General features: G+C 69.4%; 10 protein-coding genes. 7 read left to right on the top strand and 3 right to left on the bottom strand.

Going from position 1 to position 14,209, the window contains the following annotated elements:
- Positions 1-13 precede the first annotated feature (13 nt).
- Together FOH10_RS15460 and FOH10_RS15455 are read left to right on the top strand one after the other, a co-directional pair.
- Positions 14-319 carry an ArsR/SmtB family transcription factor gene (locus FOH10_RS15460; protein WP_052372517.1) on the top strand — a complete coding sequence of 102 codons (306 nt, stop codon included), beginning with the start codon at positions 14-16 and terminating at the stop codon, positions 317-319.
- Positions 313-756, top strand: a complete 444-nt coding sequence (locus tag FOH10_RS15455; RefSeq protein WP_143981239.1) for an SRPBCC family protein — start codon at positions 313-315, stop codon at positions 754-756. The genes FOH10_RS15460 and FOH10_RS15455 overlap by 7 nt, the downstream gene beginning before the upstream one ends.
- Positions 757-766: 10 nt before the next feature.
- Here the strand turns inward: FOH10_RS15455 and FOH10_RS15450 are convergent, their stop codons facing one another.
- From FOH10_RS15450 to FOH10_RS15440, 3 genes are all read right to left on the bottom strand, one after another.
- Positions 767-2,104 carry a M1 family metallopeptidase gene (locus tag FOH10_RS15450; protein ID WP_143984116.1) on the bottom strand — a complete coding sequence of 446 codons (1,338 nt, stop codon included), beginning with the start codon at positions 2,102-2,104 and terminating at the stop codon, positions 767-769.
- Complete coding sequence (locus FOH10_RS15445) at positions 2,101-6,366, bottom strand: Pls/PosA family non-ribosomal peptide synthetase (RefSeq protein ID WP_143981238.1); 4,266 nt, start codon at positions 6,364-6,366, stop codon at positions 2,101-2,103. The genes FOH10_RS15450 and FOH10_RS15445 overlap by 4 nt, the downstream gene beginning before the upstream one ends.
- A gap of 205 nt (positions 6,367-6,571) precedes the next feature.
- Positions 6,572-7,249: a FadR/GntR family transcriptional regulator gene (locus FOH10_RS15440; protein WP_039813102.1), complete on the bottom strand. Its 678-nt coding sequence runs from the start codon at positions 7,247-7,249 to the stop codon at positions 6,572-6,574.
- 186 nt (positions 7,250-7,435) lie between these two features.
- Here FOH10_RS15440 and FOH10_RS15435 point away from each other — a divergent pair, with 186 nt between their 5' ends.
- The 5 genes from FOH10_RS15435 to FOH10_RS15415 all read left to right on the top strand — a co-directional run bounded on the left by FOH10_RS15435 (position 7,436) and on the right by FOH10_RS15415 (position 14,156).
- On the top strand, positions 7,436-8,893 hold the full coding sequence (locus FOH10_RS15435; RefSeq protein WP_143981236.1) for an amino acid permease: 1,458 nt from the start codon (positions 7,436-7,438) through the stop codon (positions 8,891-8,893).
- Positions 8,890-9,918, top strand: a complete 1,029-nt coding sequence (locus tag FOH10_RS15430; RefSeq protein WP_143981235.1) for an asparaginase domain-containing protein — start codon at positions 8,890-8,892, stop codon at positions 9,916-9,918. Before FOH10_RS15435 ends, FOH10_RS15430 begins: the two co-directional genes overlap by 4 nt.
- 18 nt (positions 9,919-9,936) lie before the next feature.
- Positions 9,937-11,358: an aspartate ammonia-lyase gene (locus tag FOH10_RS15425; protein WP_143981234.1), complete on the top strand. Its 1,422-nt coding sequence runs from the start codon at positions 9,937-9,939 to the stop codon at positions 11,356-11,358.
- Positions 11,359-11,542: 184 nt separating this feature from the next.
- Positions 11,543-12,694: a lipase family protein gene (locus FOH10_RS15420; RefSeq protein ID WP_425326145.1), complete on the top strand. Its 1,152-nt coding sequence runs from the start codon at positions 11,543-11,545 to the stop codon at positions 12,692-12,694.
- Between the two features lie 100 nt (positions 12,695-12,794).
- Positions 12,795-14,156: a cytochrome P450 gene (locus tag FOH10_RS15415; RefSeq protein ID WP_143981233.1), complete on the top strand. Its 1,362-nt coding sequence runs from the start codon at positions 12,795-12,797 to the stop codon at positions 14,154-14,156.
- Positions 14,157-14,209 lie beyond the last annotated feature (53 nt).

The raw sequence follows: 14,209 nt of genomic DNA, 5'->3' as shown, positions 1-14,209 counted from the left end.
CACCCGGCGGCGCATGCTCGATCTGCTGCTGGCCGCGGGCGAAGGCACGGCCACCGGACTCAGCGAGGAACTGCCCGTGACCCGGCAGGCCGTCGCCAAACATCTCGGCGTTCTCGACCGCGTCGGCCTGGTGCACGCCAGCGCTGCCGGACGGGAGCGTCGATACCGGGTGGACGAGGAACGGCTGGCCCGCGCGGTGGCACAGCTGTCCTCGGTCGGAGCGGCCTGGGACGCCCGGCTCCGGCGCATCAAACGTATCGCCGAAACAATCCAGCACGCCGAAACAATCCAGCAGACGAAGGACGCGAAGAAATGGTAGACATCCTGCATCGGGTCGGCATCCGCGCGCCGGAGGCCGAGGTGTACACCGCCCTCACCACCACCGAGGGCTTGGCCGGATGGTGGACGACCGACACCACCGGAGACGGTGACGAGATCGGCGGCCTGCTCCAATTCCGGTTCGGGGCCGGCGGTTTCGATATGCGGGTGCGCGATCTGGACCCGGACCGCCACGTGCTGTGGGAGGTCGTCGAGGGGCCGGAGGAATGGGTCGGCACCCATGTGCGCTGGAATCTGAAACCGGCCGGGGACTACACCATCGTGCTGTTCGCCCACGAGGGCTGGCAGGAGCCGGTGGAGTTCATGCACCACTGCAGCACCAAGTGGGCGGTCTTCCTGCTCAGTCTGAAGTCGCTGGTCGAAACCGGCAAGGGCGCACCGGATCCGCACGACGTCAAGATCGACGACTGGAACTGAGCGGTACCGTTCAACCTCCGTGCGGCGGCAGTTGGGGGAGCGGCTCGTCGTGGAGCCAGCTCTCCCAGAGCGGACGCAGCGGCACCGTGCTGTAATGCCCGGCCAGATCGGTGAATTCGTCGGTGGTGACCGAGGCGTGCCGGTAGCGGGCGGTCCACTCGCGCAACAGGTCGAAGAAGGCTCGCTCACCCAGCTCGAGGCGCAGGGCGTGCAGGGTGAGCGCGCCGCGCTTGTAGACGCGATCGTCGAACATGCGGGTGGGGCCGGGATCGCCGACGCGAATGTCCTGCGGTTCGCGGGCCAGATTGTGGCGGGCGGCGCGGGCGAGCTGATCGGCCGTGGGTCCGTCGGCGGCCTCGGACCAGATCCATTCGGCGTAACAGGCGAAGCCCTCGTGCAGCCAGATGTCGCGCCATCGGCGAATGGTGAGGCTGTTGCCGAACCACTGGTGGGCCAGTTCGTGCGCGACGAGGCGCTCGGAGCCACGCCGCCCGTCGCAGTGGTTGGCCCCGAATACCGAGATGCCCTGGGCCTCGATGGGAATCTCCAGTTCGTCATCGGTGACGACGACGGTGTAGCCCTCGAACGGGTACGGCCCGAACTTCTCGGTGAACACTTCCATCATGCGGGGCTGGCGCGCGAAATCGTGGTCGAAATCCACCCGCAGGCGCGGTGGCAGCACCGCCTGCATGGGCACGGACCCGTGCGGGGCGTCGATGCGCTGTTTGCGGTAGTGCCCGATCTGAATGGTGGCCAGATAGCTGGACATGGGCTCGGGCTGTTCGTACACCCAGGTGGTCTGGCTGGCCTTGGTCAGCTTGCGCACCAGGGTGCCGTTGGCCAGGGCGTAGTACGGCGAATCCGTGGTGATCGAAATCCGGTAGCTGGCTTTGGAACTCGGATGATCGTCACACGGAAACCAGGACGCCGCGCCATTGGGTTGGCTGGCGACCAGTGAACCCTCCGACAGTTCCTCCCAGCCGACCTCACCCCACGGACCGCGCACCGGTTTCGGTACCCCCGCGTACTGGACCACCAGGTGCAGCGCCCCGCCCGAGGGGATCTTCTGCTGCGGCGTGATCACCAGCTTGCCGCGCTGGTGGCTGTACTTCGCCGCCTTCGAGCCGTTGACGAACACCTTGGACACATTCAGCGCCTGGGACAGGTCCAGCGCGAACCGGTCCCGCACCCCGGTGGTGACGGCGGTGATGGCCGCGCGCCCCGCCAGCCGGTTGCTGGCGACCTTGTACACCAGTTCCAGTTCGTAGCGCGACACCCGGTAACCGCGATTGCCGTTCTGCGGCAGGTAGTCGTCGATCGGATCCTCGTAGAACTTGTCGCGGATCATCGCGCCGCTTCCGCGCCCGGCCACGGCGCGATCGGATTGCCCCACCACCGGGTGGACGGCGGCACGCTGTCGCCGCGCATGACCAGCGAGGCCGGGCCGATGGTCGCGCCCGCGCCGATGACGGCGGCGGGCAGGGCGACGCAGTGCGGGCCGAGAGTCGCGCCGGCGTGCAGGGTCACGGTGTCCATGGCCATGATGCGGTCGTGGAACAGGTGGGTCTGCACCACGCAGCCCCGTTCCACCGTCGCGCCGTCACCGAGTGTCACCAGATCCGCCTCCGGGAGCCAATAGGACTCGCACCATACCCCGCGCCCGATGGTCGCGCCGAGTCCGCGCAACCAGAGATTGAGTACGGGCGTACCGGTCGCCGCGCGGGCGAACCAGGGCGCGGCGACATGTTCGACGAAGGTGTCGGCGACCTCGTTGCGCCACACGAACGAACTCCACAGCGGATGCTCCTCGGCCCGAATCCGTCCCACCAGCAGCCATTTCGCCACCACGGAGGCGACTCCGGCGACCGCGCCCGCCGCCATCAGCACCAGTCCGCTCAGCAGCGCGGCGGGCAGATGGCCCAGGGTGCGGGCCAGCCACGCCAGGGTGAACAACACGCCGAGACCGATGGCGAAGGTCACCAGCACCGGGATCAGGCGGCAGGACTCCACCACCGCGCGGGCCAGGCGCAGGCGCGGCGGGGGATCGAAAGTGCGTGCGGTATCGGCGTTCTCGGCGGCCCGGCGCAACCGCACCGGCGGACTGCCCAGCCACGACGATCCCGCCTTGGCCTTGGAGGGTGCGGCCGAGAGCACCGCGACCAGGCCGTTCTTGGGCACCCGCCGGCCGGGCGCGGTCATCCCGGAGTTGCCGAGGAAGGCGCGCTTGCCGACCTTGGCCTCGCCGATGCGCAGCCAGCCGCCGCCGAGTTCGTAACTGGCGATCATGGTGTCGTCGGCCAGGAACGCGCCGTCGGCGACGGTGGTGAACTTGGGCAGCAGCAGCACCGTGGACGCCTCCACCCGTTTGCCGACCTTGGCGCCGAGCAGGCGCAGCCAGATCGGGGTCAGCAGGCTGGCATAGAGCGGGAACAGGAAGGTGCGGGCGGAGTCCAGCAGGCGTTCGGTGGCCCACGCCTGCCAGCCGATCCGGCTGCGCACCGGGTGGTAGCCCTCCCGCAGCCCGATGCCGAACAGGCGGACCGCGAGGATGGTCACCGCCGCGTACACGCCCAGACTCAGCAGGGTGGCGACCGGAAGCACGGCGACAGCGCGGCCGAGCCCGGCGGTCAGGGTGGCGGTGTCGCGAATGCACCAGGCGATGAACGCGCCGCCCGTGGCCAGCCCGAGGATCGGCACCGCCGCCAGCACCATGGAGGTGATGCCGAAGATCGCCACCCAGTGCGCGGCACGGGCGGGGGCGTGGTCGGGCCAGCGGTGTCGCGCCTTGCCGACCTTCACCGCGGGGGAGCCCGCCCACTCCTGTTCGGCCTTCACCTTGCCCGACACCGCCGAACCCGGCGCGATCTCGGCCCGCTTGCCGATCCTGCTTCCCGGCAACAGGATCGAGCGCGCGCCCACCACCGCACCCGGCCCGATGACGATCGGGCCGATATGCACCACATCGCCGTCGATCCAGTAGCCGGACAGATCCACCTCGGGTTCGACGCTGCATCCGTCGCCGAGTTCCAGCATGCCGGTCACCGGCGGCAGGGTGTGCAGGTCGACGCCCGTGCCGATCTTCGCGCCCAGGGCGCGCGCGAACGGCACCATCCACGGTGCGCCGGACAGGTTCTCCGCACCGCTGGCCTCGGACAGCCGCACCGCGGTCCACAGCCGCAGATGGACGCCGCCACCGCGCGGATAGCTGCCCGGCGCGACGCCGCGCAGCAGCAGCCGGGAACCGGCCACGCACAGCAGCATGCGGCCGGGCGGGGAGATGAACAGGAGGAAGGCGACCAGGGCCCACCACCACGACAGGTGCGGCAGCCACGGCAGTGAGCCGGACCAGGCGGCGATATTGCCGACGATGCCCAGCCAGGTGAGCCACTGCAGGCCGGTGAGCGTGGTGAGCGGAACGGTGGCCAGCACCTGGAACAGCTGGGCGGGCAGCGGCACCGGGCGCACGACTCGCTCCCGCACCGCGTCGGCGGGGGCGCTGTCGTCGAGGAAGGCGGCCAGCGCGCCCAGGCGGGGATGGTCGTAGAGGTCGGCGACGGTGACGCGCGGGTGGCGTTCGCGCAGGGCGGCCACCAGTTGTGCGGCGGCCAGTGAGCCGCCGCCCAGGTCGAAGAAGTCGGAGGTGTGGTCGCTGACCTCGGCTCCGAGGATGGAGTCCCAGAGACCGGCCACCCATCGCTCGGTCGCGGACAGCCCCGAATCGGCCGGATCGGCGGCGGCCTTGGGCAGCGGCCAGGGCAGTGCGTCGCGGTCCACCTTGCCGGAGGTACGGGTGGGCATATCGGCGACCACGGCCAGGCGGGGGACCAGCGGGGCCGGAAGTCGCTCGGCCAGTTGGGCTCTGGCGGCGGCCATATCGTAGTCGGCGGTCGGTCCGGTCAGATAGCCGACGAGGATCTTGTTGCCCGCCTTGGTGGTACGGATGGCGGCGGCCGCGCCCGTCACCCCGGGCAGATGCTGTAGGGCATTGTCGATCTCGCCCAGTTCGATCCGGCGGCCGCCGAGTTTGATCTGATCGTCCGCGCGCCCCAGGAAGACCAGGCCCGCGCGGTCGTTGCGCACCAGATCGCCGCTGCGGTAGGCGCGTTCCCAACCGAGCGAGGGGAGCGGCGCGTACTTCTCCGCGTCCTTGGCCGGATCCAGATAGCGCGCCAGCCCGACACCGCCGATGACGAGCTCCCCGGATTCGCCCTCGCCCACCGGATTTCCGTCCCCGTCCACGACGGTCAGATCCCAGCCGTCCAGCGGCAGGCCGATGCGCACCGGGAAGGAACCGTCGAGCAGGGCGCCGCAGGCCACCACGGTGGCCTCGGTGGGGCCGTAGGTGTTCCACACCTCGCGGGTCGTATCGCGCTCCCCGGACCCGTTCCCGGCCAGCCGTTCCGCCAGCTCCGGCGGCACCGCCTCGCCGCCGAAGATGAGCAGCCGCACCGAATCCAGCGCCTCCGCGGGCCAGGTGGCCGCCAGCGTCGGGACGGTGGACACGATGCTGATCTCGCGGCGCACCAGCCACGGCCCCAGATCCGCGCCGGTGCGCACCAGCGCGCGCGGTGCGGGCACCAGGCACGCGCCGTGCCGCCACGCCAGCCACATCTCCTCGCACGAGGCATCGAAGGCGACCGACAGTCCGGCCAGCACCCGATCACCCGGCCCGATCGGCGCGTCCCGCAGGAACATCCGCGCCTCGGCGTCCACGAACGCGGCCGCGTTGCGATGCGTCACCGCGACCCCCTTCGGCGTTCCCGTGGACCCCGAGGTGAAGATGATCCAGGCGTCGTCCTCGGGTTGGGGCGCCGCGACCGAGCGGCCCGAACGGGCGTCGCCAACGGCGGTTGTGCCCGCCGCTCGAGCCGGGATGCTGCCGACCCCGGCCGGAACGGTCGCTGCGTCGGTAGCCACCGGCTGCTTCCACGTCGAGTGTGTGGATGTGGATGTGGTGCTCGTGGCGCCCGTGCCGGGCGACGCAGTGGGTACCGTTCCGGCGGTGGTCCGTGCTGTGCCCGCCGAACCTGTGCCCGGTGTCCCAGTGCTGGGCGAGACCGCGGTCGCCGACTCGGCAGCCCCCGACTTCTCGCCCGCGGAGTCCGCTGCCACCGCGGCCACGGCCGGACTCACGGTGGCCGACCGTTCTCGCCGTGTCGAGGCAGTGAGCGGTGCGGCCGCAGGCGAATCCGCTGCCGTGCCGGTGCTTTCGATTCCGGCGGCGGTGACGATCGCGCTGACCCGGGCCTCGCCGAAGACCAGGCGGGCTCGCTCGTCCGGATCGTCGGCGTCGACCGGGACGTAGGCGGCGCCGGCGTGCAGGACGGCCAGGATGGTGATGTAGAGGTCGCGGGTGCCCGAGGGCATGCGCACGCCGACGCGATCACCGGCGCACACGCCCGCCGCCGCCAGCCGCGCCACGGTGGCGTCGACCTCGGCCAGCAGTTCGGCGTAGCTGAGCACCGCCTCGCCGTCGTCGACGGCGGGGGCGTCGGGGTGGGCCAGGGCGGTGGCGGCCAGGATGTCGACCAGGGTGCGAGCCGGCGGTGCGAGCGTGGCCCGCAGCATCGGGTTCACACCCGCCGCGGTATCCGTATCCGGCTGCGGCATCACGCCCTGACCACCTCTCACAGCACTCCCCAACGTTTCGGCATTCGTTGTTTCACACTTGGGTTACCAATGAGCGAACTCTGCGGTGACCAAATGTCCAGACTACCCGGCATGCCGGTCGCCGGGCGTTCACCGAAACCGGGGGCGGGTGTGTGCCGCGGCACGATGCGCGCGGGCAATCGGGCGGAAGACCGCCGGTTATCGATCAGTCGCCGATGCGGGCGATGGTGTCGGCCACCCGTTCCAGGTGCTCGGTCATGGCGGCGCGGGCGGCGTCGGCGGAGCGGGCCTCGATGGCGCGGACGATGGCCTCGTGTTCGCGATCGGAGTCGGTGCGCCGGTCCTGGGTGAGGTTGAGGAATTCCGATTGCAGGTCCAGGGCGCTGCGGGTGTCGGCCACGAAGGTGGTGAGCATGGTGTTCCCGCTGGCGGCGGCGATGGCGGTGTGCAGTTCGCCGTCGTAGCGCACCCATTCGCGGTCGTCGGTGGCGTTCGCCAGGTGGTCGAGGATGTCGAACAGGTGGCGCAGCTGTTCCTCGGTGCGGCGCTGCGCGGCGTACCCGGCGGTGGGGATCTCCACCAGCCGTCGCGCCTCGATCAGGTCCTCGGCGTCGACGCCCGCGAAGGTCAGGCGCGGATTCTCCTTCTTGGAGATGACGAATGTGCCGCGCCCCGTATGGGTTTCGGTCAGGCCCAGGGTCGCGCACGCGTGCAGTGCCTCGCGCACCACCGGGCGGCTCACCCCGAACTCCTTGGCGAGGGCGAGTTCTCCGGGCAGCCGGTCGCCGACGGCGTACTCGTCACCCTGGATGAGGCTCTTGAGTCGTCGAAAGACCGCTTCGGTAGCGCCGATGCGCTGCACCTGTCCTTCTTCGACCGTCACGCGATCAGTATGGGTACCGGGCCGGGGAGGGTCAAAACGTGAACGGCGAGTGTCGCCGACATGGACAGCCGACATTGACAGCGCGATGTGACCGCCATTACTGTCAGCCTGTCTTACAGCCTGACAGCTTGGCATGTTCCGCTCGCCGGTCGCCGCACAGGCTGGGTCCGCCCGAGGAAGGTTTCCATGCACGACGAACCGTCGGCACGCACGGCCACCGCGCCCGCGCCCACGACCGCGCCCACGCTCGATATCGGCGATGTCGGCTATCAGAAACAGCTGCGCAAGCGGCATATGCAGATGATCGCCATCGGCGGCTCCATCGGCACCGGCCTGTTCCTCGGCGCCAGCGGCCGGATGGCCCTGGCCGGACCGTCGCTGGCCATCGTCTACATCGTGTGCGGCCTGTTCACCTTCATGGTGGTGCGCGCACTCGGCGAACTGGTCATGTACCGGCCCTCCTCCGGAGCCTTCGTCTCCTACGCTCGCGAGTTCATGGGCGAACGCGGGGCCTACACCGTGGGCTGGCTGTACTTCCTGAACTGGTCGACCACGCTGGTCGCCGATATCACCGCCGTGGCGCTCTACGCCCACTTCTGGTCCATGTTCACCTCGATTCCGCAGTGGGTGCTGGCACTCATCGCCCTGGCCGTGGTGGTCGCGCTGAATGTCGTGTCGGTGCGCCTGTTCGGCGAGATGGAATTCTGGTTCGCGCTGATCAAGGTCGGCACCATCGTCATCTTCATGCTGGTGTCGGTCGGGCTCATCGTCACCGGCACCCCGATCGACGGCAACGTGCCGGGCATCGCCACCATCACCGACAACGGCGGACTCTTCCCACAGGGGCTGGCCCCCATGCTCACCATCGCCCTGGGCGTGGTGTTCGCCTTCGGCGGTACCGAGATGATCGGCGTGGCGGCGGGCGAATCCGATGATCCGCGGGGCGTGGTGCCGCGCGCGGTGAACTCCATCATGTGGCGGATCATCCTGTTCTACGCCGGATCGGTCATCCTGTTCACGCTGCTGCTGCCGTGGACGGCCTACTCGGCCAGCGAGAGCCCGTTCGTCACGGTCATGAGCAAGGTCGGCATCCCGCACGCCGGGGACGTCATGAACCTGGTGGTGCTCACCGCCGCCATGTCCAGCCTGAACGCGGGCCTCTACGCGACCGGACGCACCCTGCGATCCATGGCCGTGGCCGGTACCGCACCGAGGTTCGCCGCGCGCATGAACCGGCAGGGGGTGCCCTACGGCGGCATCCTCATCACCAGCGCGGTGGGGATCGCCGGGGTGGTGCTCAACCTCGTGATGCCGCACAAGGCGTTCGAGATCGTGCTGAACCTGGCCGGGCTCGGCATCGTCGGCACCTGGGCGTCGATCATGATCTGTCACTGGATCTTCGTGCGCCGCGCCGAACGCGGCGACTACACCCGGCCCGACTTCCGCCTGCCGCTGGCCCCCGTCCTCAATATCGCGACACTGGCCTTCCTGGTGGGAGTGGTGGTGCTCATGATCTTCGACGAAGAGATCGGGCGCATCACCGTGGTCGCCTTCCTGGCCGTGGCCGTCGCCATGGTGGTGGGCTGGTACCGCGTGCGCGATCGGCTCGACCACGACGTGCTGGCACCGGTGGAGCGGCCGTGATCGACATCCTCTACACCGGCGGCACCTTCGGCATGGTCGACCAGGGGGCGGGTATGCGCCCCCGGGCGGGCATCGGGGCCGACATCGCCGAGATCGTCGCCGAATTCGAAGCCGCGGCGGGGCTGTCGGTGGGCTACCGGTACAGCGAACTCGACCCGGTCATCGACAGCGCGCAGGCCGACGCGGGCACCGGCCGCCGCATCGCCGAACGCGTGCGCGCCGGGATCGCCTCGGGACGGCCCAAGGGCGTCATCGTCATCCACGGCACCGACACCATGGCCTACGTCGGAGCGCGGATCGCGTTCGAACTGCGCGGCTGCGCGATCCCGATCCTGTTGACCGGTGCGCAGATCCCGCTCGGACAGCCCGGCAGCGATGCCCGCGACAATCTGCGCCTGGCGCTGAAATCGATTGTGGCGCGCACCGATCCGGGCACCTACCTGGCCTTCGGTGCGGGCCTGCACCCGGCGGTGCGGGCCTCCAAGCGCGCCGTCGAGGACTACGAGGGCTTCACCACCATCCGGGCGCTGACGCCGCCCCCGGTACCCGCCGTCCTGCCCGAGGCGTCGCGACCGCGGGAGGCGCGCGGGCCGGTCGGCCTGCTGACGGTATTCCCCGGTCTGCACGCCGCCCTGCTCGACGCCGCCGTCGATCACTATCGCGGCGGCCTGGTGCTGGAGTGCTACGGCTCCGGCACCGCGCCACTACACGGCACGGACATGATGGATTCGCTGCGCCGCGCCATCCTGCGCGGAACGCCGGTCGTGGTCATCACCCAATGCGACAGCGGGGGTGTGGATCTCGCTCGCTATCAGCCCGGACGCGCACTGCTGGACGCGGGCGTGATCAGCGGTGGCGACATGTCCCGGGAGGCCGCACTGGCCAAACTGTCCCATCTGGTGGACAGCGGGTTCTGCGGTGCGCGGCTGCGGCACGCCATGGAGACCAATCTGCTCGGCGAACTCTCGAATCCGCCTCCGGCGGCGCGCGATTCGAGCTTGCACCACGCCTATGCCGCGCACTGAGAGGATCTGGAGCGAACCATGACCGACGACACCCGTATCGACAGCGACTCCCTCGGCTCCCTGTCGGTGCCGCGGGACGCCTACTGGGGCGTGCACACCGCGCGCGCCCTGGAGAACTTCACCGTCACCGGCGACGCCATCGGCAACTATCCGGCGCTCATCGGCTCCCTCGCAGCCGTCAAACAGGCCGCCTGCCGGGCCAATCGGGAGTTGGGCGTGCTCGACGCGCGCCGCGCCGACGCCATCGACCGGGCCTGCGCGGAGATCCGCGACGGTCGGCTGCACGACCAGTTCCCCATCGACCCCATCCAGGGCGGTGCGGGCACCTCCACGAATATGAACGCCAACGAGGTCATCGCCAATCGGGCGCTGGAGATCCTCGGTTTCGAGCGCGGCCACTACGCCGAACTCGACCCGCTGGACCATGTGAACCTCGGGCAGTCCACCAACGACGTCTACCCGACCGCGGTGAATCTGGCCGTGGTGCAGCACATTCGGAAGCTCTCGGCGGCGCTGGCCGGGCTCGCCGACGCCTTCGACGCCAAATCGGTGGAGTTCGCCGACGTCATCAAGATGGGCCGCACCCAGCTCCAGGACGCGGTCCCCATGACCCTCGGCCAGGAGTTCGCCACCTTCGCGGTCATGGTGCGCGAGGACTGCCAGCGGCTCGACGAGGGCCGGGCGCTGCTGTGCGAGAGCAATCTCGGCGGCACCGCCATCGGGACCGGGATCAACGGCCATCCGCGGTACTCCGCGCTGGTCTGCGCGCACCTGAGTGAGATCACCGGGGAGACGGTGACACCCGCGGAGAACCTCATCGAGGCCACCCAGGACGCGGGGGCGTTCGTGCAGGTGTCCGGAATTCTGAAGCGGGTCGCGGTGAAACTGTCCAAGACCTGCAACGACCTGCGGTTGATGTCCTCCGGGCCGGCCACCGGTTTCGGGGAGATTCGGCTGCCCGCCCGGCAGGCCGGGTCGTCGATCATGCCGGGCAAGGTGAATCCGGTCATTCCGGAGTTGGTCAATCAGATCGCCTTCGAGGCCATCGGTAATGACCTGACCGTCACCATGGCCGCCGAGGCCGGGCAGTTGCAGCTCAACGCCTTCGAGCCGATCATCGCCTACAGCCTGCTGAAGACGACCACCCACCTCATCGCGGCGGCGGACGCGTTGGCCACCAGGTGCGTTCCCGGAATCACCGCCAATCGCGACCATCTGGAGACCGGGGTGCGCCGCTCGGTCGGCATCGTCACCGCGCTGGCACCCCGTATCGGCTACGCCGCCAGCGCCGCCATCGCCAAGCAGGCATTGATGACCGGGCGGTATGTGGGCGATATCGCGACCGAACTCGGCCTGCTGTCCCCGGAGGCCGTGGCCGAACTGCTCGCGCCGCACCGGTTGGCGGGGCTGGCGGCGCCGGTCGAACCCTCCTCGGCGTAGCGAGGATGCCGGGGACCGGATTCGCCGGTCCCCGAACGGGCCTCGGGCGCTGTGACATCCGATAGTGCTGACCTCGGTCTTTTGTATTCTCGACGAAAATTTGCCCGGTGATTTGGGCAAAACGCCCAATTGGAAGTAGTTTTCGCCCGTGATCAGAGCCGCGACCAAGCTGATGATCTTGGTGATGACTGTCCTGTCGATCGGCGCGTTGGCCTCGCCCTCCGGTGCCTCGCCGCTGTACCCGACGCCCGACCCGGACCCCTTCTACCACGCTCCCGACGACCTGGCCGACAAGCAGCCCGGTGACGTGGTGCGGATCCGGCGCATCGACTCCGGGCCCTACGTCGGTACCGACATGTGGCAGGTGGCCTTCCGTTCCACCAACTCCGGTGGCGACCCCATCATGGGCGTCACCACGGTCCTGCTGCCGCGCGGAGTGGCGAATCCGCCGCTGGTCTCCTACCAGGCCCTGATCAATTCCCTGGGCGCGCAGTGCAATCCGTCGCGGTCGCTGTTCAACGGTGAACTCCAGGACGCGGTGGGCGCGATGCTGCCGATCGGGCGCGGCTGGGCCATCTCCCTACCCGACTACCTGGGGCCGCATGTCGCCTACGGCGCGGCGAAACTCGGCGGCATGGTGACCCTCGACAGCGTCAAGGCCGTCCGGCAGGCCACCGAACTCGGCCTCGGTTCGGTGCCGGTGGTGCTGGCCGGATACTCCGGCGGCGGGATGGCCACGGCGTGGGCGGGCGCACTGCAACCCACCTACGCCCCGGATCTGCAGCTGGCCGCGGTCGTCGCGGGCGGGATTCCGGCCGATCTGCGGGAGATGGCCCTCGCCCTGGGATTCGACCCGCATCCCGGATTCGGCCTGGCCTTCGCGGCCGCCATGGGACTGGAGCGTGAATACCCGAAGCGCCTGCCGGTTTCGGATCAGCTCAATGAGAACGGCCTGTGGTTCCGGGATTTCACCAAGGACGCCTGCCGTCGTTTCCTGCTCTTCCACGGCGTCTCCCGCAATGCCGAACAGCTCGCCGCGTCCAAGGACATGATGAACAGCCCCGAGGCGCATGCGGTGCTGCGCGAGAACAGCCTGCGCTACCACGACGGGATTCCCACCGTGCCGACCTTCTTCTGGCAGGGCCGGTTCGACACCATGACGCATTTCGGTCCGGTGGCCGAGGTCGCCGAGCGCTACTGCGCGGCCGGGGTGCCGCTGGTGTTCCGCCCGTACGACATCGCCGAGCACCTGACCACCGCCGTCGCCGGATTCCCGGAGGCGTGGGATTACGTGGAGGCCCGATTCCGCGGCGATCCGGTGCCGACCACCTGCTGATCTCGCTCGCCCGCCGCTCCCCGGAGTGACCCTTGCCACAGCTGGTACGTAAGCGTACCGTGCGAGTGGTACATGGGAGTACCACGGGGAGAGGTGGCGTATGTCCACTCCGACACTGCCTTCCGGGCCGTCCACGCCCGGATTCGTCCACGGGATACAGATACTCGGCGGCCGCACGCGCGCCTGGCGGCGCTGGCATCGGCGATACGGTTCGGCTTTCACGGTCCAGATGCCACGCTTCGGATCGACGGTGGTGCTGTCGGATCCGGCGGAGGTGAAGGCGCTGTTCACCGCGAGCACGGATCAGGTGGACACCGTCGACGTCAATCTCGGCCAGGTGCTCGGGCCGGGCTCGCTCTTCTCGCTCGAGGGCGAGGAGCACCGGAAACAGCGCAAACTCCTGACGCCGCCCTTCCACGGGCGGCGTCTTGCCGTCTACGAGCAGCTCATCGAGGACGAGGCCGTCCGCGAGATGGCGAACTGGCCCGAAGGGGTCGAATTCGCCACCATGGATTCGATGATGCGGATCACGCTGAATGTGATCCTGCGTGCGGTCTTCGGTGCGGAGGGCTCCGAATTCGACGAATTGCGTTCCCTGCTACCGAAATTGGTGCTGGTCGGCTCGGCGCTGGCGGCGTTGCCGATACCGCGCGGCTTCCTGGGGAACTACGGCCCGTGGGCCCGCTTCGCCGCGCACCGGCGCGCCTACGACGATATCGTCGGCCGGCTCATCGACCGCGCCACCCGCGATCCCGAGCTGTCGGACCGCAACGACGTACTCGCCATGCTGGTGCAGACCCGCTACGACGACGGCTCGGCCATGAGCCGCGGCGATATCGCCGACGAACTGCTGACCCTGCTCACCGCGGGACATGAGACCACCGCCACCACCCTGGCGTGGACGGTCGAGCGACTGCGGCGCCATCCCGACATCCTGCGCCGGCTGGTCGAGGAGGCCGACGCGGGTGGTTCGGAACTGCGCGAGGCCACCCTGGTGGAGGTGCAGCGGGTACGGCCGGTGATCGACGCGACGCCGCGCCAGATCCGCACCGAATCGTTCCAGCTCGGGCGCTGGACACTGCCGCGCGGTCAGAAGGTACTGGTCAATATCCGCCTGGTGCACGACAACGAGGAACTGTTCCCCAACGCCCGCACCTTCGATCCGGACAGGTTCCTCGGCGTGCGGCCCAATACCTGGACCTGGATTCCCTTCGGCGGCGGAGCGCGCCGCTGCATCGGCGCGTCCTTCGCCAGCCTGGAACTGAATATCGTGCTGCGCACGCTGCTGCGCGACTTCACCCTCGAGACCACCGCCGCTCCCGACGAACGCCCGCACTTCCGCGGCGTGGCACTGGTGCCCGCGAAGAAGGGTCGCGCCGTGGTGCGCAGGCGCCTGCGACCGGAGCGTGAACGTGTGGTGGAACTGCCCGAACCGGCGCCGAACTCCGAGGTCACGGCATGAATGCGCGATCGGTGGCCGCCGCCGATGACGTCATCGCCGTGCTGGAGCGGCGG

Origin of the sequence: Nocardia otitidiscaviarum (assembly GCF_007362295.1) — a bacterium.
Taxonomy (GTDB): domain Bacteria; phylum Actinomycetota; class Actinomycetes; order Mycobacteriales; family Mycobacteriaceae; genus Nocardia; species Nocardia otitidiscaviarum.
Note: the sequence above shows the minus strand (reverse complement) of the source record. Positions and strands in the feature narration are given on the sequence as shown.

Excerpts from the sequence above, each read along its gene's own strand:
- FOH10_RS15425 (WP_143981234.1), top strand. The coding sequence starts at position 9,937 with ATGACCGACGACACCCGTATCGACAGCGACTCCCTCGGCTCCCTGTCG.
- FOH10_RS15450 (WP_143984116.1), bottom strand. The coding sequence starts at position 2,104 with ATGATCCGCGACAAGTTCTACGAGGATCCGATCGACGACTACCTGCCG.
- FOH10_RS15415 (WP_143981233.1), top strand. The coding sequence starts at position 12,795 with ATGTCCACTCCGACACTGCCTTCCGGGCCGTCCACGCCCGGATTCGTC.
- FOH10_RS15445 (WP_143981238.1), bottom strand. The coding sequence starts at position 6,366 with ATGCCGCAGCCGGATACGGATACCGCGGCGGGTGTGAACCCGATGCTG.
- FOH10_RS15435 (WP_143981236.1), top strand. The coding sequence starts at position 7,436 with ATGCACGACGAACCGTCGGCACGCACGGCCACCGCGCCCGCGCCCACG.
- FOH10_RS15420 (WP_425326145.1), top strand. The coding sequence starts at position 11,543 with ATGACTGTCCTGTCGATCGGCGCGTTGGCCTCGCCCTCCGGTGCCTCG.
- FOH10_RS15460 (WP_052372517.1), top strand. The coding sequence starts at position 14 with ATGCTCGATCTGCTGCTGGCCGCGGGCGAAGGCACGGCCACCGGACTC.
- FOH10_RS15455 (WP_143981239.1), top strand. The coding sequence starts at position 313 with ATGGTAGACATCCTGCATCGGGTCGGCATCCGCGCGCCGGAGGCCGAG.